Here is a 25544-nt window from a genome sequence, read left to right on the forward strand (position 1 = left end):
TCATTTGTGAATCATCTGACTGAGGAATCGCCTCGCTCGCTCAGTCCTCGGCGCATCAAAGAAGTGGCCAGGCTCGTTGTCTTCTACGATCTCACCCTGGTCCATGAACAGAATGCGGTCGGCCACCGCCCTCGCGAATCCCATTTCGTGGGTGACGCAAAGCATGGTCATGCCGTCTTGCGCGAGCAGCGTCAGCGTGTCGAGCACCTCCCTGACCATCTCCGGGTCGAGCGCGGACGTCGGTTCGTCGAGCAGCATGATGGTCGGCGACATGCAGAGCGCTCTTGCGATAGCCACCCGCTGCTGTTGACCGCCGGAAAGCTGGGAAGGGTATTTCCCGGCGTGACTCGCCACGCGAACGCGTTCGAGCATTTCAAGCGCCCGTGCTTCGGCCTCCTTCCGCTTCAAACCACGAACACGCATGGGAGCCAAGGTGCAGTTTGCCAGCACCGTCATGTGAGGGAACAGATTGAAATGCTGAAACACCATGCCGACATCGGCACGTATCATGCGTACGTGTTTCACATTGTCATTGAGCTCGATTCCGTCGACGCGAACATCTCCCGAATCATGCCTCTCCAGTCGATTCACGCAGCGAATCAGTGTCGATTTTCCGGAGCCGGACGGTCCGCACAGAACAATCTTTTCACCTCGCCGGACATTCAGCGAAATAGAATTGAGTACATTGAACTCGCCGAAACTCTTTGAGAGTCCGTTGATAGATATCGCGAATTCATTATTGGGGATCGTATTCATAGCGAAAGTCCTGTGCATTGTCGTGCGACTCAGGTGTCAAGCCGCGTGATTGTCTGAGCGTGGAATGCCTGAGCCGCCGGACTCTCCTTCCAGGCGACAACCTGGCCGTCGGACAGCCGCTCACGGCCGTAGACAATCCAGGGGTCGTCGACAGTTCCGATCCGCTCGTCGATTCTGAAGCGGGTGGGATTCTCGGTAGCAAGGGACGAGTAGGTCAGACCGCTTTCGTATTTGCCCGAGAGGAGTCCATTCGCAACCGAGGCTGTCGATGTCTCCGGAATGAGCGTCAGTCCATCTGTGTTGACATAGTCGCGCGTGGCGGGCTGAAGTGCGAGCGTGCGCGGTATCTCGACGTCGACGCGGGTCACTACGGCCATGTCTTTGCTGGAAGAGACGAATGCATCGATGACGAAAAGTTGTTTGCGGTACTTCGCAACGATGTCAGCCGTCGAAGGATGGACTGCAACCTGCACGATATAGTCGGCCTCGCCGTCGATCACCAGTCGTGCGGCCTCGTCAAAGCTCAATACCAGCGCCATCGACGCCCGTCCTTCCAGACCGTGATGTTGAATGTATCGGGCAGTCACGAACTCGTGATTGCTGCCACTTGGTCCAAGTGTCAGAAACCGAAGCAATTTGCGTTTCTCCATTAACTTTTCGTAAGGGACTCGGAGGCATGAGTCCGCCTATCAAGATGCGCCATATGACGACTAGGTCGCGTGAGCGTCACCAGAATCTGAAGACTTCAGCATCGCGGCTTGCTTGGGCTTTCGAGCGTTGACGACGTTGACGTCCTTCCCTGTTCTGCGTGCAATGTTCAGTTCGAGAATCCGGAACGCGTGCGAGAGAAAAAACGTCATCGCGAGATAAATCAATCCAGCGGCGACGAAAATCTCATAGGGCGCGTAAGTTTCACTAACCAGCAACTTCGACGTTCCCGTCAATTCCATGATGGTCACCGTCGATGCCAGCGACGTCGCCTTCAGGTTCAGAATCGTTTCGTTCGCATAGGCGGGGATTGCAATCCGAATAGCGATCGGTGCTTTGATGCGAGTGAGTATGGAGGCTCGACTTAACCCGAGTGCCTCGGCAGCTTCGACAATGCCTTTCGGCACGGCAGACAGCGCCCCCATCAGAATGCGCGCCGTGTACGCACCCGAATTCAGGCCCAAGGCAATGACTGCACAGGTGAATGGGTCACGCAAGAGCGGCCAGACCACGGAGTGTCGAATAAAAGAGAACTGTCCGAATCCGTAGTAGAGAAAGAACAATTGCACGAGCGCCGGCGTGCCACGGAATGCGCCGATGTAAAACTTAACGCTACCGCTCAGAACCCTGGACGAGCTCAATCCAACAAGCGCCGTGGGCACGCCCACAATGATGCCGACGACCACGATGGCGACAAACAATTCGAGCGTGATGGGCAAGGCAGCGAGCAGACGCGGAAAGCTCGAAATGAGCAATGAGAAGTCGAACATGCGTCACCTCGCCAATGCGGTCGATGTCTTGCGACGAACCGTGCTAAAAACGTTTGTCAAAGCGAAGCTGAGAACGAAGTACAGCACGCCGGCAATCAGGTAGAAGAAGAACGGGCGATTTGTCGCTTCGACGGCAAAGCCTGTTCTTCGCATCAGGTCTTCCAGACCGACCAGCGAGACAAGCGCAGTTTCTTTCAGCAATACGGTCAACTGATTCCCGAAAGCAGGTACGGCGAGGCGCCACGCCTGTGGTGCAATGACGTGCACAAAGCCCCCTGCGCCCGTCAATCCCAGCGCTGCGGAGGCTTCAAACTGGCCGCGCGGAACTTCCAGAATTGCGCCCCGGAAGATTTCCGTCGCATAGGCGCCGAACACCAGTCCCAGCGACACGGCACCCGCCCCGAACGCATTGATTTCAATGGGCCGGCCCAGGACATGAGAAAGGGTTGCGCTGCCGCCGTAATACACAAGGAAAATGACCAGCAGGTCCGGCACACCTCGTATGGTGGTCGTGTAGGCCCCGGCGAACTGCCTGAGAAGCCGCAACGGAGACAGCTTGGCAGCCGCCATTAGTATTCCGATTACCGAGCCGATCGCTGCGGCCGCGAGTGCGACCAGCAGAGTCGTCAGGGCCCCAAGCAGAATGAGTCCGCCATAACCGTTCAGAGTGAAGCTGAGCATGCTGGCTCCCGCATTACATCAGAGCGAAAGGGAAATACTTCTTTCTGATCTGGTCGTAGGTGCCGTTCGCCATGATCGCGGCCAACGCTGCGTTAATACGATTGCAGAGTTCCGTGTCGTCGAGGCGAACCGCAATTGCGTTCCCGTCCCCGAGTACACCGCCTTTGAATTCAGGTCCGATGAACGCGAAGTCCTTCGCGTCTGGTCGCTTGAAGAAGTCGGAATAGAAGGTCGCCTTGTTGCCGATGATGAGGTCCACGCGACCTGCTACGAGATCCAGTTCCGGCTGACGGGTATCGTCATACAGCACGAGTGACGCCGTCTTGTCGTAACCGTTGGCGACGAGCCACTGGTGCTGCGACGAGCCGCGTTGAACGCCGATGCGCTTGCCCTTCAGTGCCGCGGGCGAGACGTCCTTGATGCCGCTGTCTTTTGCCGCGATAAAGCTCGACGTCGTGTCCTTGTACTTGTTGGTGAACAGAACCTGTTTGCGTCGCGCAGGCGTCGTCGACATCGACGCGACGATGGCGTCATATCGATTGGCCTGAAGACCAGGAATGATGCCGTCCCACGCTTGCGCAACGATCTGGCATTTCAGCTTCATCTGTGCGCAAAGGGCATTCGCAATGTCCACGTCGAAGCCCTGAAGCTGGCCGGAGGCGTCTTTGAAGCTCCACGGCGGATAGGTGCCCTCGGTTGCAACTCTCAACGTGTCGCCGGCCGAAAAGGCCGGCGCTGACATGAGCACTGCTGCGCCCATCAGGGCGCTGACGACCAATCCTCGAAAACGTCGAAACAGGGTGTGTGACATGGCAACTCTCTCGTCGCGATTGCTGCGCCCCGGGTAGTCCGTCGCATTAGAGGTAAAGGTAGTCGGTCGTTAATTTAACGTCAATATTTTACTTTTATGCAAATTCCCTAATCGGGTTTACCCGCAAATCGCCGTTCGGGTAGCGCACCGGCCGTCACGGCTCGTAGTTGGATTCGGCCGCGCATTCTCCGCGCAAAACCTCAACGAAGGCCTGCTGCACCGCCGTGCCCAGCCAGTCGGTGCGCACGGTATAGCCGACCGCCCGGCTTGCCTCGGGCGTCTCCAGTTCCAGCGCCACCAGCTCGCGTCCCGGATAGGCGTCGCGGATCTGCGCACGGGATAGCAGCGTGATGCAATCGCTCTCCATCAGCATCGCGAGCATCATCGCGAGCGAACTGGTCTCGAGCACCAGAGGCGGCTTGACGGGCAACTGCCCGAAAATCGAATCGATCACCGCGCGTCGCGGCACGTTGCGCTGAGGCATGACCCAGTCGTAGTCGGCGAGATCGAGAAGCCCGACGGTTTTCCGTTTGGCCAGTCGATGCCCCTTGCGCACAGCCACGACGTAAGGATCGGCAAACAGTTCGGTCTCCTGCACGGAGCCCGTGAGGCGAGGCTCGCGCAAACCACCGACAATGATGTCGATCATGCCGCTGCGCAATTCGTGCAGCAAAAGCGCATGGGAACCCTCTTCGACCGTGACGCGCGCGGCGGGATAGCGCTCGCGCAGCCGTTGAATGGCGCGCGCGACGAGCCGCGACGGCAGCAACGGCAAGACGCCGATCGCCACCTTCCCGGTGAGCTGCCCGCGGGCGTATGCCAGATCCTCCCCTGCCTGCGCGATCTCGTAGAGCGCGAGACTCAGACAGCGCGCGAATTCGATCCCCGCGGCGTTCGCCGACACGCTGTGCACGCGCCGCCGGTAAAGCGACACGCCGACGTTCTGCTCGATTTGCCGCGCGGCCCGATGCACCGCCGGCTGTGAAATGCCCAACGACAACGCGGCCTCCGCCGCGGACCCCGCGTTGGCGATGGCGATATGACAGCGCACCTGCGCGTCGGTCAGACGGCGGCAAATCTTGGCCGCGTTTGCCGCCGATTGGCCGCTCAGGCTCGTCACGGCACGCTCCATCTGATCGAGCATGCGGCGCACGCGCCGCTGCAGGATCGCGCCCTCGCCCGTCAATTCGCTGCCGCCGAAACCGCGCTCGAACAGTTGGCCGCCAAAGCTCGCTTCCAGCTTGCTAATGGCGACACTCACAGCCGGCTGCGTGCGCCCCGCGCGGACCGCCGCCTGCCCGATTCCACCGGCTTCGCACACCGCGTCGAACAGGAAGAGACGCCTCAATCGCGCCAGATCGTCGTCCGCCGATGCATGTTCGACAGCCTCCATCGACCCTCCAAACCGGCTATGTGAAAACCCTTAGCTTAACGTAAATCTATGGGCTGGGCCTCACTTCATATTGAGGACTCCGGCCACATCGCGCTTACAGTAACGCTCATTCCATTAGAAAGTTTTCAGTCAGGAGCGCCTTCATGTCCGTCGTCATCGACACGCACACTCACGCAATTTCCCCGGATAAACAACGTTATCCACTCGCGCCGGTCGGCGGCCATCAATCGGAGTGGTCGGCGAAACGTCCGGTCAGTTTCGAAGGTCTGCTCGCCTCGATGGACGAAGCCGGCATCGACCGCGCGGTGGTGGTGCAAGCTTCGACGGTATACGGCAACGACAATAGTTATGTGGTCGAAGCGGTGCGCAGCCATGCGGATCGTTTCGCGGGCGTATTTTCGATCGACGTGCTGGCAAGCGACGCCGTCACGCAAATGCAGCGCTGGCTCGACGCGGGCCTCTCGGGCCTGCGTCTTTTCACCACCGGCAGCACGATGCCAGGCCAGGCGGGCTGGCTCGACGACGAACGCTCGTTCCTGGTATGGGACTACGCGCAGCGCCACAACGTGTCGATCTGCCTGCAGATGACCGCGCAAGGCATTCCCGCGCTCGTGAACATGCTCTCGCGCTTTCCGGACATCCGGGTCCTGCTCGATCACCTCGCACGTCCCGAACTCGCTGGCGGCCCGCCGTACGAAGCAGCGGCACCGCTCTTCAGCCTCGCGTCGCATCGGGGTGTGTTCCTGAAGCTCACGAATCGCACGATCGTCGAAGCCTCGCGTGGCGCGTCGACGCCCGCCGCATTCTTCCCGCGCGTGCTCGACGCATTCGGCGCCAATCGTATTGCGTGGGGCTCGAACTTTCCCGCTGCCGAAGGCGCGCTGCCGCAACTGCTCGCCGAGGCCCGCGAGAGTTTATCGATGCTGCCCGCCGACGCGCGCGAAGCGATTTTCGGCGGCACCGCGCGTGCGGTTTATCCGGCACTCGCCGCTTGATATCTTCACCTCGAACGAAACAGGAAAACCCGATTGTGAGCACCTCCACACAACCGCTGCGCCTGAAGACCGCGCTGAAAACCTATCCGCACACGCGGGCGCTGAAAGCCGGCGAACTGACTGACCCGGCCGTCGAGTTGCTGTTCGAGGACGTCGAGCCGATTCATCGTGCGTTCGCGCCGATGGCGCGCCGTCAGGCGTATGACGTCAGTGAACTGGCGATCGTCACGTATCTGCAGGCGAAGGCCTATGGCAAGCCGGTGGTGCTCTTGCCCACTGTCGTGGCCGCGCGCTTTCAGCAAGGCTGCATTATTTATAATGCGGAGCGGGGCAAACTCGATGTCGGCAGTCTCGCAGGCAAGAAGGTGGGCGTGCGCGCCTACTCGCAGACCACCGGCATGTGGGTACGCGCCATTCTCGGGCAAACCTATGGCGTGCCGCTCGAACAGATCGAATGGGTGACAATCGAAGGCGCGCATCTGGAAGAGTATGCCGACCCCGTTTTCGTGCAGCGCGCCGCCCCCGGCAAGCAACTGCTGCCGATGCTTCGCGCGGGCGAGATCGACGCCGCCATTCTCGGCAACGATCTGCCGGACGAGCCTGAATTCAAACCGCTGATCGACAATGCGGCCGCCGCCGACCGCGAGTGGTACACGCTTCATCGTTACGTGCCGATCAATCACGTCGTGGTGGTGACGCAAGCGCTGGCCGATTCGAATCCGCAAGCCGTGCGTGCCGTGTACGACCTGCTGAGCCGCGGCAAGGCATTGGCCGCCGCAGAGAACGCCGCGGAAAACGCCAACAAGCCGGACAAGCTGCTATTCGGCTACGACGCACTGCGCGGGCCGCTTGAAGAAACCCTTGCGTTCTGCGAGCAGCAACAGCTGTTGCCACGCAAGCTGACCGTCGACGAGATCTTCGCCGACAGCCTCGACATTCTGGGCGACGCCGCACGCTGACACAGCATTCGTCCGTTTCACGATTTTTGAGCGAACCCAAGTTCGCCGCAGTTTGTTAAGGAGACACCATGAGCTTGCCCGGCAAGTCCACCGCCGCGAAACCCAGGGAACGTCAGCCGTTCTATCTCGACCTGTCGTTCCAGGTGTTGGCCGGCATGGCGCTAGGTATCGCCACGGGTTACTTCTTTCCGAAGTTCGGCATCGATCTGCAACCCGTGGGCGACGCCTTTATCCGCATCATCCAGATGCTGATCGGTCCGATCATTTTCTGCACCGTATGCAGCGGCATCGCGGGCGTCAACGACTTCAAGAAAGTTGGCCGCGTGGCGATCAAGGCGCTCTTCTACTTTGAAGTGGTGACCTCGCTCGCCCTGGTGCTCGGCCTCGTGGTCATCAATGTGCTCAAGCCCGGTGTCGGCATGAACGTGGACATGCATAGCGTGCACTCCGCCGCCGTCGATACGTACGTCGCCAACGCGCATCACGTCGTCACGACGAGCGAATTCCTGCTGAACGTGATTCCGCACACGGCGATCAGCGCGTTCGCGGGCGGTGACGTGCTGCAGGTGCTGTTCTTCTCGGTACTGTTCGCATTCGGCCTCGCCGCAATCGGCGAGCGTGCGCAGCCGGCGTTGAATCTGATCGACTCGGTGTCGGGCTCGCTCTTCTGGATCATCGGCTTGACGATGAAAATCGCGCCGCTCGCCGCGTTCGGCGCGATCGCCTTCACGGTCAGCAAATTCGGCTTCGGCACGCTGATCTCGCTCGGCAAACTCGTGCTCGAGTTCTATCTGACCTGCGCGCTGTTCTTCTTGCTGATTCTCTGGCCGATCGCGAAAGTCAACGGCTTCAGCCTGCTGCGTTTGATGCGCTATATCGGCGCGGAGTTGCTGCTGGTGATCGGTACGAGTTCGTCGGAGACGGTCTTCCCGCAATTGATCGACAAACTCGAACGGCTCGGCTGCGAAAAATCGGTGGTCGGTCTGGTCCTGCCGACGGCGTACTCGTTCAATCACGACGGCACGTGCCTGTATTTCGCCGCAGCCGCCGTGTTTCTCGCCCAAGCTACCAACACGCCAATGAATTGGCACGATCAACTGGTACTGCTCGCCGTCTTGCTGCTCACGTCGAAGGGCGCGGCAGGCGTATCCGGTGCGGCGATTGCCGTGCTGGCAGCGACGCTCGCCGCATCGAACACGATTCCGGTCGAATCGATCGCCCTGATTCTCGGCATTCACAAGGCCATGTCCAGCGGATTCGTGTTCACCAACATCGTCGGCAATAGCGTGGCGACCATCGTGGTGGCGAACTGGGAGAAGGCACTCGACCGCGGCGCGCTGCGCCGTGAACTGAAAACCGGCTTCAAGCCGGTTCCGCCTTCGCCGGGGCGCCTCAATCAGACGAGCAGCGGTCGGGCAGGCAACTAGCCACGAATGTCCGCAAGGCCGGTGGCACCGATGAGTGAGCTCCGCCGGCCCGATGAAATTGAAAATCGGATCTGAAAGCATAGCTTTTATTTAGTCATACGAATCGTATGGCGCGGCCCTGCCATTGCCAGCGGTTCCACACAACGACATTAGATCGGAGACGTACTATGAAAACAAAGGTTTGGAGAACCATTGGGGTTGGACTGTCGGCAGCGGCCGGCACGCTGGGCGCAATGTCCGCACACGCGCAATCGAGCGTCCAGCTATACGGCACGGTAGACGGTGGCGTGCGTTACCAGACGAACGCGGCAAAAGGCGGCGGCACGGTGGTGACCATGAATTCGAACGGCTACTACAGTTCGAACAAACTCGGCTTCCTGGGAAAGGAAGACCTGGGTGACGGCTGGAACGCGCACTTCCAGTTGGAGAACGGCTTCAATCTCGGCAACGGGCAGTTCGACAATACCACCGGCGTCGAATTCAACCGGCAGGCATTCGTCGGCATTGGCAATTCGAAGTACGGGTCGATCGACCTCGGCCGCCAATACACGATTTCGCACGACATCATCAGTATCTACGATCCGTTCGGTTTTCACTTCACGCCGATCCTGCCGTTGACCACGGCCTCGGACGGCACGCGCAACAACAACGCCGTCAAGTACAAGAATGTTTTCGGGCCATTGCTGTTCGAAGTGGACAACTCGTTCGGCGGTGTGCCGGGAAATTTCAGCAGTGGAGCGACGCGTTCAGTCGGCATGAGCTATAGCGCCGGTCCGGCGAGCCTCGGCGGCGTGTACGGGCATCGCAACATACTGACCGGGACGACCTACATCGGCGACAGCTATTACATGGCCGGTGCCGCCTACAAAATCGGCCCGGTGCGGGTGTCGGGCGGCTTCATGTCCGAAGACCTGCAGAATCCGGCCGCACCGCACCAGGTGACCAACAACGCCTTCGGCGGCATTTCATGGACCATCAGGCCGGACATGATTTTCGACGGCGGCTACTACCAGACCACCGTGTCGAACGACAAGGCCAGCCGCCGCGGCCTGTCGATCGTTTCGCTCGCCTATCTGCTGTCCAAGCGCACCACGCTCTACGGCGAAGTCGATTACACCTCGTACAAGCACGCGGTGGTCAGCACGCTGAACCCAGCCGGCGCGTCGAGTCAGACGGCCGTCACCGTCGGCATCGACGTGCTGTTCTAGTACGTCGAACTCACATCCCGATGCGCGTGATCGATGCACGCGCCGAATTTCCCAGGAGCCAACCATGATCATCGACATCCACGGGCACTACACGACCGCGCCCAAAGCGCTGGAGACATGGCGCAACCGCCAGATCGCGGCAATCGGCCAGCCGGCGAGCCGCCCCAAGCCGTCCGAACTGAACATCAGCGACGACGAACTGCGCGACTCGATCGAGACCAACCAGTTGCGACTGATGCGCGAACGCGGGCTCGATCTCACCGTGTTCAGTCCACGTGCGAGCTTCATGGCGCATCACATCGGCGACTTCGAGGTGTCGAGCACCTGGGCGGCGATTTGCAACGAGTTGTGCTACCGCGTGAGCCAGTTGTTTCCGCAGCATTTCATTCCCGCGGCGATGCTGCCGCAGAGTCCGGGCGTCGATACGGCGAGCTGCATTCCCGAACTGGTGAAATGCGTCGAAGAGTACGGCAACGTCGCGATCAATCTGAATCCCGATCCGTCCGGCGGCCACTGGACGAGCCCGCCGCTCTCCGACCGCTACTGGTATCCCATCTACGAAAAGATGGTCGAGTACGACATTCCGGCAATGATTCACGTGAGCACGAGCTGCAACGCGTGTTTCCATACGACCGGCGCGCACTACCTGAACGCGGATACGACTGCCTTCATGCAGTGCCTGACGTCGGACCTGTTCCATGATTTCCCCACGCTGCGTTTCGTGATTCCGCATGGCGGCGGCGCGGTGCCGTATCACTGGGGCCGTTTCCGCGGTCTCGCGCAGGAGATGAAAAAGCCGCCACTGGAAGAGCACCTGCTCCACAACATCTTCTTCGACACCTGCGTGTATCACCAGCCCGGCATCAATCTGCTGACCGAAGTGATTCCCGTCGACAACATTCTGTTCGCGAGCGAGATGATCGGCGCGGTGCGCGGTATCGATCCGTACACGCAGCACTATTTCGACGATACGAAACGCTACATCGAGGCCGCCGACATGCACCCCGAACAGCGCTTCAAGATTTACGAAGGTAATGCACGCCGCGTCTATCCGCGTCTGGATGCCGCCCTCGCCGCGCAAGGACGTTGATCATGTACGAACTCGGAGTCGTTTATCGCAACATCACGCGCGCGGACAGCGGCGTCGCGGACGCACTCGGCGTCCTCGGCAGCGCTACCGTGCATGAAGCAATGGGCCGCACCGGTCTGCTCAAGCCGTATATGCGCCCGATCTATGCCGGTGCGAATGCATCGGGCACCGCCGTCACCGTGCTATTGCATCCCGGCGACAACTGGATGCTGCACGTGGCCGCCGAACAGATTCAACCCGGCGACCTGGTGGTTGCCGCCATCACCGCCGATTGCACGGATGGCTATTTCGGCGATCTGCTCGCCACCAGTTTCAAGGCGCGCGGCGCGCGCGGACTGGTCATCGATGCGGGCGTACGCGACGTCAGCGTGCTCGCCGAAATGAACTTCCCCGTGTGGAGCAAGGCGATCTCGTCGAAAGGCACGATCAAGGCGACCTTAGGCTCGGTCAACGTGCCGGTGGTATGCGCGGGCGCGCTCGTCACGCCGGGCGACGTCATCGTCGCGGATCAGGATGGCGTGGTCGTCGTACCGCAAGCAATGGCGGCGCGAACGCTCGAGAACGCGAGCGCACGCGAGGCGAACGAAGCGCAGAAGCGCGCGAAACTCGCCTCGGGCGTGTTGGGGCTCGACATGTACCAGATGCGTGAGCCGCTCGCGAAGCTGGGGCTGCGTTATATCGACTGACAGGCGTCGGTGTTGGACGCAGCGTGGGTGGCGCAGCGCACGCTGCGCCGCCGGTCTTTTGGAACGATTGGCCAGTTCTCCGGCGACACCTTCCGCTGCGATATCAATTTCAGTACTACGGTCGCCTTATATCGATCCGCGGACCGCCGCACGCAGGCAATCCACCGCCACCCGTACCGGACACCATCTCACAAACCGTACCGGTACTGTACCGGCAACGCTCGCTAGAATGCTCCAATGTTCTTCCGCCCGACACCGGAGCTTGCCATGTCATTTCTCAGTCTCAGCGCGCTGCCCGCCGGCATCCTGTTCGCGCTCGTCACCACCATCACGCCCGGTCCGAACAACACGATGCTGCTGGCCTCGGGCGTCAATTTCGGGTTCCGCCGCACGTTGCCGCATCTGTCCGGCATCAGCGCCGGCGTCGTGCTGTTGATGCTGTCGGTCGGGATCGGTCTGGGCGAAGCCTTCGTGCATTTCCCCGTGCTCTACACGGTGCTCGAGGTCGCGAGCGTCGCGTATCTGCTGTACCTCGCGTGGAAGATCGGCACTTCGGGCGAGTTGAAGGTAAAAAAAGGCGAGCGCCGGCCCATGAAGTTCTACGAAGCGATCGCCTTCCAGTGGGTCAATCCGAAGGCATGGATGATGGTACTGACCGCCGCCACGACGATCCACCTCAGCGAGAGCTACAGCATGAACGCCATTGCGATGGCGGTGATCTTCTACGTGATCGGCTTTCCGTGCATCTGCCTGTGGGCGGGTTTCGGCACCGCCATGCGGCAGGTGCTGTCGGACCCGAAGCGGTTGCGCGTTTTCAATGTGGCAATGGCGCTGCTGCTGGTGCTATCGCTGTATCCGATCGCGCTGAAGCTGATCGGGCAGTCGGCCTGAACCCGGTCGCTATAACGCGCCCTGCCCGACTCGCTCGATAAACCGCCACAACGCATCGTCCGTCGAATACGGTGCGTTGAAGCGGAACCAGGCGCTCGGGGCATCGTCGGGACGGAAGTAGGAGCCCGGCGCGAGCCAGATACCGTGAGTGAGCGCGGCCGTCGCCACTTCGCCGGCCCGCTCTGCTTCGATCGGCAAGCGCGCCCACAGGAACAGCCCGGCGCGCGGCCGGTGAAACAGTTCGAGGCCGAGCGAATCGAGCCGCTCTTCGACGGTCGCGTGCGCGAGCTTGAGACGCTCGTTGACCGCTTCCACATGGCGCGCATAGCGCCCCTCCAGCAGCACCTTGTCGACGATCCGCTCGATCGCCTCCGACGACGTCAACCCCACCGCCATCTTCGTGCGCGCCAATTCGCGCAGCACCGCGCGCTCGGCGACCACGTAGCCGCAACGCAGCCCCGGCGTCACCGTCTTCGAAAAACCGCCGACGTAAAGCACCCGCTGCAAGCCTTCCATCGCCGCGAACAACGGCGCGCCGGACGGCGCGAGTTCGCGGCTCACATCGTCTTCGATCACCCACATGCGCTGACGCTCGGCGATCTGCAGCAGGCGGAACGCCGCCGACATGCCGAAGGTCGCGCCGGTCGGATTCTGCAGCGTCGTGTTGACGAAGATCGCCTTCGGCTTGTGCTCGGCGACCAGCGCTTCGAGCACGTCCGTATCGACGCCCGCCGGCGTGCGCGGCACGCCATGCACCACCAGTCCGGCCAGCTTGAGAATCTGCAGCAGATTGCAATACCCGGGATCTTCGACGATCACGGCGTCGCCCGCGCGCAGCAGCGTGCGCACGATCAGATCCAGCCCTTGCGTCGCGCCTTGCGTGAGCAGGATGTTGGAGACATCCACCGGCAGGCCGCGCCGGTCGAGTTGCTCGGCGATTCGCTCGCGCAGCGGCGCGAATCCATACGGATGCCCGTAGTCGCCGAGGCGCGCCGCCGGCACCCGGCTCATGGCGCGCAGCGCATGTTGCAAACCCGTCTCGTTGATCCACTCGTTCGGCAGCCAGCCGCCGCCCGCCTTGATCGGCACCGAATGATCGGCGAACACGTCGGACAGGAGCCAGGTCGCAGTGAGGCTCGGCGGCTGCCAGTCGGTGGCGGCGACCCGCGCAGCCTGCGAGCGCGCCGCCACGCGATAGCCGGAACCGCGCCGCGCGACCACGAGGCCCATCGACACCAGCCGGTTGTACGCCTCCGTGACCGTGAAGGTGCTCAGGTCGTGGCTTTGCGCCAGTTGCCGCACCGACGGCAACAGCGCGCCCGCGCGCAGCGATTGCCCTTCGATGGCGCGCGCAAAGCCTTGCACCACCTGCTCGACGAGCGTGGGAGCGGCGCGCCGGTCGCGCTCGAGTTGTAGTTCGATCATGATCAGGACGAAAAAGCGGGCCGCGCAAGGCGGCTGAGCATATGAGTACGTTCGAAACGCGGCGCCGGCGAGCTTGCCGGCCTGCCACGGCAAGCATCGACACAGTTGCTGCGAATCCACCAACACAGTTAGCGCCACACTGCGTCAACTGTTTATGCCGCCATTAAACCGCGAACGCTACAGTTTCGCCATGCCCCAATAGAAACCCTTGGGCGACCACTTCGAGGAGATACCCATGACTTCGCGCCCCGTCATCGACGATCTGTCGTCTTTCTGGATGCCCTTTACCGCCAACCGCCAGTTCAAGGCCGCGCCGCGCCTGCTGGAATCGGCCAAGGGCATGTACTACCGCAGCACGGACGGGCGTGAAGTGCTCGACGGTTGCGCGGGTCTGTGGTGCGTGAACGCCGGTCACGGCCGCGAAGAAATTGTCGCGGCGATCACCCAGCAACTCTCGAAGCTCGACTTCGCGCCGACCTTCCAGATGGGCCACCCGCTCGCCTTCGAAGCGGCCACCAAAGTCGCCGAACTGATGCCGGAAGGCCTCGACCGCATCTTCTTCACGAACTCGGGTTCGGAATCGGTCGACACCGCGCTGAAAATCGCGCTCGCGTACCACCGTTCGCGCGGCGAAGGCCAACGCACACGCCTGATCGGGCGCGAGCGCGGCTATCACGGCGTGGGCTTCGGCGGCATCTCGGTCGGCGGCATCGCGCCGAACCGCAAGACCTTCTCGGGCGCGCTGCTGCCGGCGGTCGATCATCTGCCGCACACGCATAACCTCGAACACAACGCGTTCTCGAAAGGCCAGCCGGCCTGGGGCGCGCACCTCGCCGAGGAACTGGAACGCATCGTCACGCTGCACGATGCGTCGACCATCGCCGCGGTGATCGTCGAACCGGTGGCCGGCTCGACGGGCGTGCTGATTCCGCCGCAAGGCTATCTGCAAAAGCTGCGCGAGATCTGCACGAAGCACGGCATCCTGCTGATTTTCGACGAAGTGATCACCGCTTTCGGCCGCGTCGGCAAGGCCACGGCGAGCGAATACTTCGGCGTGACGCCGGACCTGATCACGATGGCGAAGGCGATCAACAATGCCGCGATTCCGATGGGCGCGGTGGCCGCGAGCCGCACGATCCACGACACGATCGTGAACAGCGGCGCGCAAGGCGCGATCGAGCTGTTCCACGGCTACACGTATTCGGCCCACCCGGTCGCGACGGCAGCCGCAGTCGCCACGCTCGATCTGTATAAGCGCGAAGGTCTGTTCGAACGGGCCGCGACGCTTGCGCCGACGTTCGAAGCGGCGGCTCACTCGCTGCGTGGCGCGAAGCACGTGAAGGACGTGCGCAACCTCGGCATGATCGCCGGCGTGGAACTCGAATCGCGCGACGGCGCGCCGGGCGCGCGGGCTTACGAAGCGTTCGTCAAGTGCTTCGAAGCGGGCGTGCTGGTGCGCTTCACGGGCGATATCCTCGCGTTCTCGCCGCCGCTCATCATCAACGAAGAGCAGATCGCGCACATCTTCAAGACCGTGGGCGACGTGTTGGCTACGGTGCAGTAATCAGCTCGCGATAGGCAGCAGAAAGAAGGCGGCGCGTTATTTGCGCCGCCTTTTTTTCGAATGCGCTATGTGCGTCACACGCTCAAGCAACGCACGCCGAGGATGGCGGCATCGCGCAACGCGGCGCGACCGCCGCCGGGCGCGGCGGGCGGCGAGCCGCCGGCCCGGCCCCGCTCAGCTCAGCTGACCGTCGCGCCGCGCGACTGCCGCGAAGCTCAACGGTGCGTACGCGAAGCCCGCGTATGAGCGGCTTTCTTCGCAGCCGCCGAACGGCCAGCAGCACCCTTGGTCGCAGCAGCCTTCTTCGCCGCTGCGGAACGGCTGGCGGCGGGGCGTTTGGCTGCCGCCGTCTTCGTCTGCTTCGACAGCGCTGCCGGCGATGCGCCCGCGCTGCCCTCGCGCTTCAACGCATTAGTGGCGGCGCGCGAGCGCTTCGCAGTCGACTCGGTGCTCTTCTTCGTGGTGCTCTTGTGCTGGCCAGCGGCGTTATCCGTAGCGGCCTTCTTGCGGGTGGCCTCGCTTGCCGTGCCCTTCTTCGGCGACTTTACGGCGACGCCCGCGCGGCGCGCTTCCGAGAGGCCGATCGCAATCGCCTGCTTGGCCGACCTGACGCCGTGCTTGCCGGCACGCACCTTATCGACCTGTTCCTTGACGAATTCACCTGCTTGGGTGCTCGATGCTTTGCCGGCGCGTTTGTCGGTCTTAGCACGCTCGATCGTTTTCTTTTCAGGCATGACAGTTCTCCAGTTGGATGTGGCCTGTGTCATGCAGCAACGCGTGTGCCGCGCGGCGTCTGGCAGGCGAATCGCGCTGAAAAACGCCGTCTGAAGCCAGCCGACTTCGACAATTGCCCGTGGCGTTTCGTCAAGTTCGCCGCCCGCAGTCCCGGTGGGGGGCTGCTCATTCTCCCCTACTCATGTGATGGAAGTGCCTGTCCTGACGGCTCTTCGCCAGTACGGCGGCACCGCTCTTCGTTAGCTTACGAGACGACAACCGTAAATTCGAGCCCCGATTCAAAGTCCAGCGTCGTTGTCGAGAAGCGCGGATTGCCGGCAAGGTAGTGCTTGTATGGCCGGACGGCGTCCTCGGCTGTGTACATGTTGTCGGCGAGAACGATAGATCCGGGACGTAGCAGCCGTTCAATTTGCTTGAATAGATTGAGATAGGTGCTGGCCCATGCGTCGATAAAGACCATGTCGAAAGTGCCGTCCAGTTCGGAAATGGTCTGGAATACATCACCCTCCCGCAGGTCGACATACGCTTGCACGCCCGCCGTTCTGACGTGGGCCCGAAGATGTGCGCATTTAACAGCGTCGAGTTCGGTCGCTACAACCATGCCACTGCCTAGCGTGCGAAGGGCCTCGGCGAAATACAGCGTGGACACGCCGCAGGAACTGCCGAGTTCGAGGATTCGGGCCGGTTTGTGCGAGAGCACCATATTGCTCAAAAACCTTCCCGTCTCCGCCGACACGGCTAACGATAGCGGTGTGCCTTGCGAGGATTCGAAGTCTTCGCTAGATAGCCCGAGCGTTTCGAGAAACCGTCCACGCAGACGTGGCGCGAGCATGTCGTATTCCTCTGCAAGATCCTGAAACTCCTGGCTCGATCCTTGGAACTGCGCCCGTGCGCGGGCTATGACTTCTGTCTGGCTCTGTTCATGAAGCCGTTGCAGAAGACCTGTGGTTGATGAAGCCATGTGCGCTCCTTGACGAGACCGAAAATGCTGTTGACGTATCAAACGACAGACCACTGCCTCAGGCAGGCACGGTCGTTCCGCCATCAGCTAAAACGTGTGGCGCTATGCCGTCCTGGCCAGCTTGATCGCGCGTTCCGGGCACGCCGTCACGCACAGACCGCATGACCGGCAGGCGTGCGCGTTGGGCGTGTAGGCGACTTTCATTCCATGCACGCGCAGCTTGAGGCGATGCATCAAATCGAGGCTGCGATAGTCGACCTCATCGATGCGCCGGATCTCAAACACCTTCTCTGGGCAGACCTCGAGGCAATCGCCTTTTCCCTCGCAACGTGTCAGGTCGACCACGGGCGCAATCACGCCCGGCTTCTGTTTGCACTCGGCCGGTGATGTCTCGCGCATGTTCAATCTCCCGTGCGCCGAGCGCGACCCGATCGCCACGCCGTCTGGAAATGCTCGCGTTCTTCGGGCGTCATCGCTTCCCATTTGCGCCAGCGACGCCGTTCGCGCCAGCCGCCGTGTCCGCGGAATCCGCCAAACAGGATGCGGCTCAAAACCAGCAAGCCCAACGCATGCGCGAAGTCGATCGCACGGGCGCCGACGAATAGCGCCGGAATCACCCAATTCCATAGAGTCATGACCACCCAGCCGAGCACGCCGATAGCGACCACCACAAGCAGTGCCTTACCCGCACATCTGATTCGAAAATTCATCCTTCGACTCCTCTAGATACCCAGTTCGTCATAAATGGCCTGCAGCCGGGCGCGCAGATGCAAGACCGCGTAGCGTTTGCGCGCGAGCAACGTATTGAGCGTGACACCGCTTTCCGCCACCATGTCCTTGAAGGACCGGCCCTCCAGTTCGTGTGCGATAAATACCTCACGTTGATTCGCCGGCAGCTCATCGAGCGCATCCTGCAAGGCCTTGAGCAATAGAGCGCGCGCGTAGAGGGCTTCGGGACCCGCATCGTGCGCCGGCAGGTCGAGGTCGAGGCGATACTCACTGTCGGCGTCGTCGCCAGCCGCGGACAGATCTGCCAGCGGCTGCTCTTTCTTCTTGCGGAAACGATCGACGATGCGATTGCGCGCGGCACGGAACAGCCACGCGCTCGCTTGTTCGATCGGAGCGGGAAGCCGGTAAGCCTGCACGAATTCGTGGAACACATCCTGCAGGATGTCCTCGGCATCGTCCGGGTCGCGTATTCGACGCCGGATAAAATTGACGAGCCTCGTGCGCTCACGCACCACGGTCGCGGTGATGTCGGTGTCTCGTTCGGTCATCGTGTGCGAAGTGAGTGGCGGTTCCATGCGCCTGAAGACGTTTCAGGCGCGTGAATATTGTGGCGCGCGCGAAAAATCTTTCCTCGAGCAACTGTGCAACAGGACTCGCGCCGCACATCTGGACGGCGTATGGTATTGGTAAGGGTTGGCGTGTGGTCCGGCCCGACGGGAGACGTCCATGAAGATACCTACCGTACGTGCCGGCGCGCATATCGAAGGCGTGCACTGGATCGCCGAGTACGCCGAAGACGTTCATGAGATTCGCGTCTTTCGCGAAGGCCAGGAAGTGGATGTGCACAACGCACCGTCCACTCTGTTCGGCGACGAGGAGAATGCGGGCTCCAAAAGCACCGCGGATCATCGCGCGGTCGAAGCCGCCGTGCTGGCTTATCTGAAACGATTCGTGATCGAGCACGACGCGGAGGAGTAATTCTCCGCCTATCGCCGTGCGTTGCCGTGCAGCGGCGGCGTATGTTGCTCTCCACATGCCTGCGGCGGCGCGCGCCGCAGGCGTCAAGACCTTACTCGGCAGGCCGCAGCTTCTTGACCTCGGCATCCGACGGCTGAACACTCGCGCCATCGATATACCGGTACGACGTCATCACGCCCTTGCCGTCCTTCAAACCCGTCACGCCGACATATGCGCCCATGGTCGACTGATTGTCCTGCGCGCGATAGCTGATCGGCCCAAACGGTGTATCCACACCAAGGCCCTTGAACGCGGCGGCGAGCTTGTCCGGATCGACCGACCCGGCCTTCTTGATGCCGGCGGCAATCGACATCAACGCCGAATAGCCCACCACCGAGCCGAGCCGCGGATAGTCGTGATACTTGGCCTGATACGCATCGACGAACTTCTTGTTGGCCGCCGTATCGATCGAATACCACGGATAGCCCGTCACGATCCAGCCGGTCGGCGCTTCAGCGCCCAGCGGGTCGAGATAATCCGGCTCGCCCGTCAGCAGCGACACCACGCTGCGATCCTTGAAGAGCCCGCGCGTATTGCCCTCACGCACGAACTTGCCGAGGTCCGCGCCGAACAGCACGTTGAAGATCGCATCCGGCTTGGCGTCGGCGATTGCCTGCGTCACGGCGCCTGCATCGACGTTGCCGAGCGGTGTGGCCTGCTCGGCGACGAACTGCACGTCGGGCTGCGCCGCCGTCAGCAGCTTCTTGAAGGTCGCCACGGCCGATTGCCCGTACTCGTAGTTCGGATACACCAGCGCCCAGCGCTTCTTATGCAGCTTGGCCGCTTCCGGCACCAGCATTGCCACCTGCATATACGTGGAAGGCCGCAGACGGTACGTGTATTTGTTGCCATCGGCCCACACGATCTTGTCGGTCAGCGGTTCAGCGGCGAGGAAGAAAATCTTCTTCTGCTTCGCGAAGTCGGTCAGCGCAAGACCGGTGTTCGAGAGGAAGCCGCCGAACAGCAACTGCACCTGCTCGCGCGCAATCAGTTCCTGCGCGACGCGGATCGTGTCGCCAGGATTGCCGTTGTCGTCGCGCGACACCACTTCGAGCTGTTTGCCGAGCACGCCGCCCGCGGCGTTCACCTGCTCGAGCGCGAGATTCCAGCCGTTCTTGTAAGGCCCGAGAAAGGCGGGCTGCGCCTTGTAGCTGTTGATCTCGCCGATCTTGATGGTCTGCTGTGCGCTCGCGCTCAAGGCGGCGAGCGAGAACAGCGTCGGCACCATGAGGCGAGAGATCCATCCTGCGCGCGTGGTCATGCGTTTCTCCGTTATCAAAAGGATTGCGGGAATGCGGTCTATTGTTATCGAGCGTTCAAGCGGTTCGCGATTCAGTCGGCCCGCGGCGTCGCGCGAATCCTCACGACGCTCGCCGTGACGTCCTGCCATGCCGGCTTGCCACCGGCGAATTGCTGACGCAGGTACGACACGAGTTCGGCGACCTGGGCGTCGTTGAAACTGTCGCGGTAAGCCGGCATCGTACCGAGTTCGGGCCGCGCAGGCGAGCCGATGCCGTCGAGAATCACGCGAATCAGGTTATCGGGCGTTGCGCTGTGCAGATTCGTGTTAAGCGCCAGCGAAGGATGCGCGCCGAACAATTGCGGCCCGCTGCCCGTGTGATGACAAGCAGCGCACGCGCCGTCGAAGAGCCGCGCACCGAGGCCCGCAGGCGCGCCCGAGATCGCGCTGGCCTGTTCGTACTGACGCGCCACCGCTGCCGGATCGGCGTTCGGCTCCAACGGATTGAGCGACGCGAGATACGTGGCCATCGCCCGAATATCGCTGTCGGGCAGCGCCGCCAGATCGCCGACTACCGGCGCCATCGGCCCCGCCGCGACGCCGTGCAGCGGCGCGTGGCCGTTGCGCAGATAGCTGAAGAGCTCGTCCTCGCTCCAGGGCACGGGCGCGTTCGAGAGTGTCGACAACGCGGGCGCTTCCCAGCCGTCCGCCGTGCCGCCGCCCATGAACGCCGCGCCGGTTTTCTCGGCGCCGAAGGCGTTGCGCGGCGTGTGGCACGCGCTGCAGTGGCCGAGTCCGTTCACCAGGTACGCGCCGCGATTCCATTGCGCGCTTTGCGTCGCGCTGGCAGTGAAGGTTGTGCGTCCGAGAAACAAAGCGTTCCAGGCAGACATCAACGGACGCACGCTGAACGGATAGGCCAGCTTCGTTTCCGGCGGACGCGCGCGCACCGGCGTTTGCGCCATCAGGTAGGCGTAGAGCGCCTTCAGATCGTCGTCGGAGGTGTTCTGAAACGATGTGTACGGAAAGGCCGGATAGAGACGATGGCCATCGCGGCTGATGCCTTGCCGCATCGCCCGCACGAAGGCTTCGAGCGACCAGCTGCCGATGCCGGTCTGGCCGTCCGGCGTGATGTTGGTGCTGTACACGGTGCCGAAAGGCGTGTCGAGCGGTTTGCCGCCGGCGTTCGGCACGCCATTGTGCGCGGTATGGCAAACCGCGCAATTGCCGAGCGACGCCAGCAATTTGCCGCGCGCCACGAGATCCGGCGCAAACGCGCTCGCGAGCGGCGGCGTGATCGGTGCGATGGCGTGCGGCGCGAGCGACAACGCGCCGACCCAACCCGCCGCGCCCGCTGCCAAAGCGCCGAGAAAACCAAACCGCCAGCGCTTTTTCTTGCGAGCCGCCGCCTCTTCGGCTTGAGCATCGGCAAGCGCGGCGCGGATCGTTTCCGGCGTGAACGGCGGCCGCCGAAACCGCACGCCCGTGGCATCGAAGAGCGCATTGGCAATCGCCGCCGCGCCGGGCAGCGACGCGGATTCGCCCGCGCCCATCGGCGGCTCGCCGTGGCGCGGCATCATCACCACGTCGATCACCGGCACTTCACGGAAAGTCAGGATCGGATACGCGCCCCACTCCTGGCTCGTCACCGCGTTCTCGCCGAACGTCACGCGCTCTTTCAGCGCACGGCTGGTCGTCTGGATCACGTTGCCGTGAATCTGATGACGCACGCCGTCGGGGTTCACCATCGTGCCGGTATCCTGGCCGACCACCACGCGCGTCACCGCGAGTTCGCCGCTCCTGCGGTTGACTTCGACATCGGCCACCCACGCGGACCATGCCGCGCCGAAGCCGGGGAATTTGCTATGCACGTAGCGGGCATATGCGATGCCGCGCCCGCGTGCGATGTCGCCTTCTTCATCTTTACGCTCGGCGATCCGCGGTTCCCAGCCGGCCTTTTCCACCACCGCTTTCACGAGTTCGATTGCGCGTGGATCGGTCAAATGCTTCAAGCGAAACTCGACCGGATCGACGCCCGCTTCCACCGCGAGTTCGTCGATGAAGGACTCGTGCGCGAACGTGTTCGGCAACGCGGACACCCCGCGCAGCCACGACGCCCGCACGATCGGCGGCGTGTCGTCGCAGACAATGCGCATGGTGCGGTAGTCGTACGGCGGCACGGCCGTGCGGTCGCCCATTTCGAACACTTGTGGCTGCGCGGAGATCGTGCCGGTCAGGAGCAGCGCCAGCGTCGGCGCGTCGTTCGACGGATAGCGCGTCGCAAAGTCGTACGCGGCCAGTTCGCCCTCGGCATTCAACGCGCCGCGCACGTCCATCAATTGCGCGGCGCCTTTCGGCTCCCACGCGTGCTCGTCCTCGCGCGAGAGTTGCACACGCACCGGACTGCCGGCGGCGCGCGAGAGCAACGCGGCGTCGGCGGCGACATCGTCCGCGCAATTGCGGCCGTAGCAGCCCGCCGCCTCCATCCGCACGATGTCGATGTGCGCTTCGTCCATGCCCATCAGCAGCGCGAGATCGGCGCGCAGCGAATGCGGATTCTGCGTGCCCGACCAGACCTTCAACGCGCCCTCGCGATAATCGGCCACCGCGCACGACGGTCCAATCGACGCATGCATCTGAAACGGCCATACGTAGGTGCGTTCCAATGTGCGAGCGGGATCTTGCGCGAGCGCTGCATCCACATCGCCGTCGATTACCAGATCGCGCCGCTTCGCAGGATTCGCGCGCAGCGCCGCTTCCACTTCTTCACTGGTTTCGAGCGACGGCAAACCTTCGACCGCTTTCCATTGCACGCGAAGCCGCTTCACGGCCTGCTGCGCGACTTCCTCACGTTCCGCCACGAGGCCGACGAAATCGCGAATCACCACCACCTTGACGATGCCGGGCAAATCGCTGACGGAGTCTTCATCCACCCGCAGCAGACTGTTGCCCATGAAGTCGCCCTGCGCAACGCCGGCGTACGGCGGCCGCACCACGCGGCCATGCAACATGCCCGGCACGCGCACGTCGTGTACGAAACTCAATTCGCCCGTAGCCTTCGCGGGAATATCGACGCGCGGCGCGCTCTTGCCGACGATCTTGTACGCGTCCGGTGATTTCAAAGGCGCGTCCGTGGCGAGCTGCAGTTCGACACGTTTTCCGCTGATCAACTCGCCGTAGCCGATGCCTTTCGCCGCCGTGCTGCTGTCGCTTTGATAGACGACACCATCACGCACGTCGAGTTGCTCGATGCTCACATTGAATCGCGCCGCCGCTTCCTTTAGCAGAAACTGCCGCGCCTGCGCCGCAGCGTGCCTTAATGGCACCGCCGATATCTGAATCGTCGCGCTAGCGATCGTCGGCCCCTGATTCGGCGCTTCACGCGTATGGCCGAGGACGATCGACACGCGCGTCAACGGCACATCCAGTTCTTCCGCGACGATCTGCGCGAGCGCCGTGCCGATGCCGGTGCCGAGGTCGACGTGACCATTGAACGCGACCACGCTGCCGTCGTCGCGCACCACGAGGAACATGTCCGCTTCGGTCGGCACGAACGATGAACGCGAGCCCGGCTGACCGATTGCCGGCTTCACCCGCGCTTGCGGCGGCCGCGTGACGATCAGCACGCTCTGCGCGTCGTAGAGTTGCTGACGCGACGGCGGCGCGTTGCGTCGATCGACGCTGAAATCCGGTCCGGTCATGCGCGCACTCCATCGTGCACGGCTGATTGCGCCGCCGCTTGAGCGGCGAGCAATTCAGCGGCGCGCTGCACCGCGCGCACGATCTCGACATGCGTGCCGCAGCGGCACAGATTGCGCGACAGCTCGCGCTGGATCGTCTCGACGCTCGGATGCGGATCGCGATCGAGCAGCGCCTTGGCTGTCATGATCATGCCATTCAGGCAATAGCCGCATTGCGCGGCCTGTTCTTCGATGAACGCCTGCTGCACCGGATGCAACGCGGCGCGCGTGCCCAGTCCTTCGAGTGTGGTGATTTCGCGGCCTAACGCGACCCTCGCGGTGGTGACGCACGCGCGCGTCGGCATGCCGTCGAGCAGGACCGTGCATGCGCCGCATTCGCCGAGGCCGCAGCCGAACTTCGGACCGTTCAGCGCGAGGTCGTTGCGCAGCAGGTAGAGCAAGGGTGTGTCGGCGGCGGCGCTGACGAGGTGCGTCGCGCCGTTCACGTTCAGCGTAAGAGGCGCCGGGCGGTTCATGTTCGTGCCGGCCTCGCTGTGCGATACGTGTTCACAGCACCACCGGCACTTCCGTGGCCGGTGGCGTATTGCGGCTGCGCCGGCAGCGGATCAAGCCGTCGATCATCACCATGCCCACGCCCGGAATATCGCCGAGCTGCACGCTTTCGAGCAGCGTATCGGCCGCCGTGTGCTGCGCGCGATCCATGAACACGAGGTCGGCGGGACGGCCCACTTCGATCAGCCCCTGGCGCAGATTGCGCTGACGCGCGGTGTTGCCGGTCGCGAAACAGAAAGCGATTTCCGCGGGCACGTCCGCGAGGCTCGAAATCAGCGCGATCATCCGCAAGATGCCGAGCGGTTGCACGCCGGAACCCGCAGGACTATCGGTGCCGAGAATGATCCGGTGCGGACACTTCAATTCGATCGCGTGACGCGCGGTCAGCAAGGCGATCCGTTCGTTGCCGTTGTGGACGATTTCCAGCGCGCGGCTCGACTGTTCGCACAGGTCGCAAACATGCCGGTAGGAGAGCGACGTGTGCCCGCCGTTGATGTGGCCGATCACGTCGGCGTCAGCGGCGAGCACCACGTCGCGATCGATCAGGCCCGAGCCGGGAATCGACGGACCGCCCGTGTGAATCGTGCTCTGAATGCCGTATTTGCGCGCCCACGCGACCATCTGCGCCGCTTCCTCGCCGCCCTTCACGCTGCCGAGACCGACTTCGCCGAGCAGCTTCACGCCCGCTTCCGAGAGTTCCTTGAAGTCCTCTTCGACCATGCCCTTTTCGATCACCGGCGCGCCCGCCATCACCTTGACGCCGCCGCCGACACCCGCGCCGCGCATCCCTTCGAACGAGCGTTGCGCGGTTATCGCCAGCGCCTTCACACCGAGCACGTCTTTTGGGCGGCCGGGCAAATGCACTTCCCCGGCGGAAATCATCGTGGTGACGCCGCCATTCAGATTCGATTCGATCCAGCCCATCTGATTCTGGCGCGGCGTCCAGTCGCCGAACACGGGATGCACATGCGAGTCGATCAAACCGGGCGCGACCGTCGTGCCTTTGCAATCGACCGTCGTGCGCGCGCCTTCGAGGTCGCAGTCCTTTTCGCGGCCGACCGCGACGATCACGCCGTCGTCGATCACAAGCGTGTCCGCGTCGAGAATCGGCTGATCGATGTCGCCCGATAACAGCAGCCCGATGTTCGTTATCGCGACCTTGCCCGACAAGCCTGTCAACGTTTCTGCTGCCATCTGCCTCTCCTTTCGCAACGCGAGTTTGGAACGACTACCCGGCGCCGCGAA

The 25544-nt window shown here is 62.6% G+C and carries 25 protein-coding genes; 9 read left to right on the forward strand and 16 right to left on the reverse strand.

Going from position 1 to position 25544, the window contains the following annotated elements; genetic code table 11:
• The 6 genes from P0D73_RS01610 to P0D73_RS01635 form a co-directional block, all read right to left on the reverse strand.
• Positions 1 to 756 (reverse strand): amino acid ABC transporter ATP-binding protein, encoded by a 756-nt coding sequence (locus P0D73_RS01610; RefSeq protein ID WP_408280813.1) that lies wholly within the window; start codon positions 754 to 756, stop codon positions 1 to 3.
• Between the two features lie 29 nt (positions 757 to 785).
• On the reverse strand, positions 786 to 1406 hold the full coding sequence (locus P0D73_RS01615; RefSeq protein WP_408280810.1) for a type 2 periplasmic-binding domain-containing protein: 621 nt from the start codon (positions 1404 to 1406) through the stop codon (positions 786 to 788).
• Positions 1407 to 1466: 60 nt separating this feature from the next.
• Positions 1467 to 2234, reverse strand: a complete 768-nt coding sequence (locus tag P0D73_RS01620) for an ABC transporter permease (protein WP_408280807.1) — start codon at positions 2232 to 2234, stop codon at positions 1467 to 1469.
• A 3-nt stretch (positions 2235 to 2237) separates the two neighbouring features.
• The gene (locus P0D73_RS01625; protein WP_408280804.1) at positions 2238 to 2915 is read right to left on the reverse strand and encodes an ABC transporter permease; all 678 of its coding nucleotides are present in this window, start codon (positions 2913 to 2915) and stop codon (positions 2238 to 2240) included.
• 13 nt (positions 2916 to 2928) lie between these two features.
• Positions 2929 to 3657 (reverse strand): transporter substrate-binding domain-containing protein, encoded by a 729-nt coding sequence (locus P0D73_RS01630; protein WP_408429269.1) that lies wholly within the window; start codon positions 3655 to 3657, stop codon positions 2929 to 2931.
• A 223-nt stretch (positions 3658 to 3880) separates the two neighbouring features.
• A complete protein-coding gene (locus P0D73_RS01635) occupies positions 3881 to 5119 on the reverse strand; it encodes a LysR family transcriptional regulator (protein ID WP_408175147.1) in 1239 nt (412 codons plus the stop codon).
• Positions 5120 to 5262: 143 nt separating this feature from the next.
• Between P0D73_RS01635 and P0D73_RS01640 the strand changes: the two genes are divergently transcribed.
• The 7 genes from P0D73_RS01640 (at position 5263) to P0D73_RS01670 (ending at position 12375) form a co-directional block, all read left to right on the forward strand.
• A complete protein-coding gene (locus P0D73_RS01640) occupies positions 5263 to 6114 on the forward strand; it encodes an amidohydrolase family protein (RefSeq protein ID WP_408311982.1) in 852 nt (283 codons plus the stop codon).
• A 35-nt stretch (positions 6115 to 6149) separates the two neighbouring features.
• Positions 6150 to 7073 (forward strand): substrate-binding domain-containing protein, encoded by a 924-nt coding sequence (locus P0D73_RS01645; protein ID WP_408175150.1) that lies wholly within the window; start codon positions 6150 to 6152, stop codon positions 7071 to 7073.
• Positions 7074 to 7141: 68 nt separating this feature from the next.
• Positions 7142 to 8500, forward strand: coding sequence for a C4-dicarboxylate transporter DctA (dctA, locus tag P0D73_RS01650; protein ID WP_408175152.1), 1359 nt, complete (start codon positions 7142 to 7144; stop codon positions 8498 to 8500).
• Positions 8501 to 8667: 167 nt separating this feature from the next.
• Positions 8668 to 9708: a porin gene (locus P0D73_RS01655; RefSeq protein WP_408175153.1), complete on the forward strand. Its 1041-nt coding sequence runs from the start codon at positions 8668 to 8670 to the stop codon at positions 9706 to 9708.
• Between the two features lie 64 nt (positions 9709 to 9772).
• On the forward strand, positions 9773 to 10798 hold the full coding sequence (locus P0D73_RS01660; RefSeq protein WP_408311979.1) for an amidohydrolase family protein: 1026 nt from the start codon (positions 9773 to 9775) through the stop codon (positions 10796 to 10798).
• Between the two features lie 2 nt (positions 10799 to 10800).
• Positions 10801 to 11484, forward strand: coding sequence for a 4-carboxy-4-hydroxy-2-oxoadipate aldolase/oxaloacetate decarboxylase (gene ligK / locus P0D73_RS01665; RefSeq protein ID WP_408175157.1), 684 nt, complete (start codon positions 10801 to 10803; stop codon positions 11482 to 11484).
• 267 nt (positions 11485 to 11751) lie between these two features.
• Positions 11752 to 12375, forward strand: coding sequence for a LysE family translocator (locus P0D73_RS01670; RefSeq protein WP_132378153.1), 624 nt, complete (start codon positions 11752 to 11754; stop codon positions 12373 to 12375).
• Between the two features lie 9 nt (positions 12376 to 12384).
• On the opposite strand, the gene P0D73_RS01675 is transcribed toward P0D73_RS01670, so the two are convergent.
• A complete protein-coding gene (locus P0D73_RS01675; RefSeq protein ID WP_408429272.1) occupies positions 12385 to 13800 on the reverse strand; it encodes an aminotransferase-like domain-containing protein in 1416 nt (471 codons plus the stop codon).
• Between the two features lie 235 nt (positions 13801 to 14035).
• On the opposite strand from P0D73_RS01675, the gene aptA reads away from it, so the two are divergent.
• Positions 14036 to 15364 (forward strand): omega-aminotransferase AptA, encoded by a 1329-nt coding sequence (gene aptA / locus P0D73_RS01680; RefSeq protein WP_408175160.1) that lies wholly within the window; start codon positions 14036 to 14038, stop codon positions 15362 to 15364.
• A gap of 215 nt (positions 15365 to 15579) precedes the next feature.
• On the opposite strand, the gene P0D73_RS01685 is transcribed toward aptA, so the two are convergent.
• The 5 genes from P0D73_RS01685 to P0D73_RS01705 all read right to left on the reverse strand — a co-directional run bounded on the left by P0D73_RS01685 (position 15580) and on the right by P0D73_RS01705 (position 18364).
• Positions 15580 to 16098 carry a DUF6496 domain-containing protein gene (locus tag P0D73_RS01685; protein ID WP_408280784.1) on the reverse strand — a complete coding sequence of 173 codons (519 nt, stop codon included), beginning with the start codon at positions 16096 to 16098 and terminating at the stop codon, positions 15580 to 15582.
• Between the two features lie 245 nt (positions 16099 to 16343).
• Positions 16344 to 17060 (reverse strand): O-methyltransferase, encoded by a 717-nt coding sequence (locus P0D73_RS01690; RefSeq protein ID WP_408429274.1) that lies wholly within the window; start codon positions 17058 to 17060, stop codon positions 16344 to 16346.
• A 102-nt stretch (positions 17061 to 17162) separates the two neighbouring features.
• Entirely contained in the window at positions 17163 to 17459 is a 297-nt protein-coding gene (locus tag P0D73_RS01695; protein WP_132378163.1) for a 4Fe-4S dicluster domain-containing protein, read from the reverse strand.
• A 2-nt stretch (positions 17460 to 17461) separates the two neighbouring features.
• Positions 17462 to 17770: a hypothetical protein gene (locus tag P0D73_RS01700; RefSeq protein WP_132378165.1), complete on the reverse strand. Its 309-nt coding sequence runs from the start codon at positions 17768 to 17770 to the stop codon at positions 17462 to 17464.
• A gap of 12 nt (positions 17771 to 17782) precedes the next feature.
• Positions 17783 to 18364, reverse strand: coding sequence for an RNA polymerase sigma factor (locus P0D73_RS01705; RefSeq protein WP_408280778.1), 582 nt, complete (start codon positions 18362 to 18364; stop codon positions 17783 to 17785).
• 151 nt (positions 18365 to 18515) lie between these two features.
• Here P0D73_RS01705 and P0D73_RS01710 point away from each other — a divergent pair, with 151 nt between their 5' ends.
• Entirely contained in the window at positions 18516 to 18767 is a 252-nt protein-coding gene (locus P0D73_RS01710; RefSeq protein ID WP_007178046.1) for a hypothetical protein, read from the forward strand.
• A gap of 91 nt (positions 18768 to 18858) precedes the next feature.
• On the opposite strand, the gene P0D73_RS01715 is transcribed toward P0D73_RS01710, so the two are convergent.
• From P0D73_RS01715 to P0D73_RS01730, 4 genes are all read right to left on the reverse strand, one after another.
• Entirely contained in the window at positions 18859 to 20067 is a 1209-nt protein-coding gene (locus P0D73_RS01715; RefSeq protein WP_408280775.1) for an ABC transporter substrate-binding protein, read from the reverse strand.
• 71 nt (positions 20068 to 20138) lie between these two features.
• Entirely contained in the window at positions 20139 to 23747 is a 3609-nt protein-coding gene (locus P0D73_RS01720; protein WP_408429277.1) for a molybdopterin cofactor-binding domain-containing protein, read from the reverse strand.
• Complete coding sequence (locus tag P0D73_RS01725; RefSeq protein WP_408429280.1) at positions 23744 to 24262, reverse strand: (2Fe-2S)-binding protein; 519 nt, start codon at positions 24260 to 24262, stop codon at positions 23744 to 23746. The genes P0D73_RS01720 and P0D73_RS01725 overlap by 4 nt, the downstream gene beginning before the upstream one ends.
• A gap of 31 nt (positions 24263 to 24293) precedes the next feature.
• Positions 24294 to 25493 (reverse strand): amidohydrolase family protein, encoded by a 1200-nt coding sequence (locus P0D73_RS01730; RefSeq protein ID WP_408429283.1) that lies wholly within the window; start codon positions 25491 to 25493, stop codon positions 24294 to 24296.
• Positions 25494 to 25544: the final 51 nt, after the last annotated feature.

The sequence above is a fragment of the Paraburkholderia sp. RL18-101-BIB-B genome, assembly GCF_046026985.1.
Lineage (GTDB): Bacteria > Pseudomonadota > Gammaproteobacteria > Burkholderiales > Burkholderiaceae > Paraburkholderia.

What these genes read in the sequence shown, in the direction of transcription:
- P0D73_RS01610 (WP_408280813.1), bottom strand. Translation starts at nt 756, where the DNA reads ATGAATACGATCCCCAATAATGAATTCGCGATATCTATCAACGGACTC.
- P0D73_RS01615 (WP_408280810.1), bottom strand. Translation starts at nt 1,406, where the DNA reads ATGGAGAAACGCAAATTGCTTCGGTTTCTGACACTTGGACCAAGTGGC.
- P0D73_RS01620 (WP_408280807.1), bottom strand. Translation starts at nt 2,234, where the DNA reads ATGTTCGACTTCTCATTGCTCATTTCGAGCTTTCCGCGTCTGCTCGCT.
- P0D73_RS01625 (WP_408280804.1), bottom strand. Translation starts at nt 2,915, where the DNA reads ATGCTCAGCTTCACTCTGAACGGTTATGGCGGACTCATTCTGCTTGGG.
- P0D73_RS01630 (WP_408429269.1), bottom strand. Translation starts at nt 3,657, where the DNA reads ATGTCAGCGCCGGCCTTTTCGGCCGGCGACACGTTGAGAGTTGCAACC.
- P0D73_RS01635 (WP_408175147.1), bottom strand. Translation starts at nt 5,119, where the DNA reads ATGGAGGCTGTCGAACATGCATCGGCGGACGACGATCTGGCGCGATTG.
- P0D73_RS01640 (WP_408311982.1), top strand. Translation starts at nt 5,263, where the DNA reads ATGTCCGTCGTCATCGACACGCACACTCACGCAATTTCCCCGGATAAA.
- dctA (WP_408175152.1), top strand. Translation starts at nt 7,142, where the DNA reads ATGAGCTTGCCCGGCAAGTCCACCGCCGCGAAACCCAGGGAACGTCAG.
- P0D73_RS01655 (WP_408175153.1), top strand. Translation starts at nt 8,668, where the DNA reads ATGAAAACAAAGGTTTGGAGAACCATTGGGGTTGGACTGTCGGCAGCG.
- P0D73_RS01660 (WP_408311979.1), top strand. Translation starts at nt 9,773, where the DNA reads ATGATCATCGACATCCACGGGCACTACACGACCGCGCCCAAAGCGCTG.
- ligK (WP_408175157.1), top strand. Translation starts at nt 10,801, where the DNA reads ATGTACGAACTCGGAGTCGTTTATCGCAACATCACGCGCGCGGACAGC.
- P0D73_RS01670 (WP_132378153.1), top strand. Translation starts at nt 11,752, where the DNA reads ATGTCATTTCTCAGTCTCAGCGCGCTGCCCGCCGGCATCCTGTTCGCG.
- P0D73_RS01675 (WP_408429272.1), bottom strand. Translation starts at nt 13,800, where the DNA reads ATGATCGAACTACAACTCGAGCGCGACCGGCGCGCCGCTCCCACGCTC.
- aptA (WP_408175160.1), top strand. Translation starts at nt 14,036, where the DNA reads ATGACTTCGCGCCCCGTCATCGACGATCTGTCGTCTTTCTGGATGCCC.
- P0D73_RS01685 (WP_408280784.1), bottom strand. Translation starts at nt 16,098, where the DNA reads ATGCCTGAAAAGAAAACGATCGAGCGTGCTAAGACCGACAAACGCGCC.
- P0D73_RS01690 (WP_408429274.1), bottom strand. Translation starts at nt 17,060, where the DNA reads ATGGCTTCATCAACCACAGGTCTTCTGCAACGGCTTCATGAACAGAGC.
- P0D73_RS01695 (WP_132378163.1), bottom strand. Translation starts at nt 17,459, where the DNA reads ATGCGCGAGACATCACCGGCCGAGTGCAAACAGAAGCCGGGCGTGATT.
- P0D73_RS01700 (WP_132378165.1), bottom strand. Translation starts at nt 17,770, where the DNA reads ATGAATTTTCGAATCAGATGTGCGGGTAAGGCACTGCTTGTGGTGGTC.
- P0D73_RS01705 (WP_408280778.1), bottom strand. Translation starts at nt 18,364, where the DNA reads ATGGAACCGCCACTCACTTCGCACACGATGACCGAACGAGACACCGAC.
- P0D73_RS01710 (WP_007178046.1), top strand. Translation starts at nt 18,516, where the DNA reads ATGAAGATACCTACCGTACGTGCCGGCGCGCATATCGAAGGCGTGCAC.
- P0D73_RS01715 (WP_408280775.1), bottom strand. Translation starts at nt 20,067, where the DNA reads ATGACCACGCGCGCAGGATGGATCTCTCGCCTCATGGTGCCGACGCTG.
- P0D73_RS01720 (WP_408429277.1), bottom strand. Translation starts at nt 23,747, where the DNA reads ATGACCGGACCGGATTTCAGCGTCGATCGACGCAACGCGCCGCCGTCG.
- P0D73_RS01725 (WP_408429280.1), bottom strand. Translation starts at nt 24,262, where the DNA reads ATGAACCGCCCGGCGCCTCTTACGCTGAACGTGAACGGCGCGACGCAC.
- P0D73_RS01730 (WP_408429283.1), bottom strand. Translation starts at nt 25,493, where the DNA reads ATGGCAGCAGAAACGTTGACAGGCTTGTCGGGCAAGGTCGCGATAACG.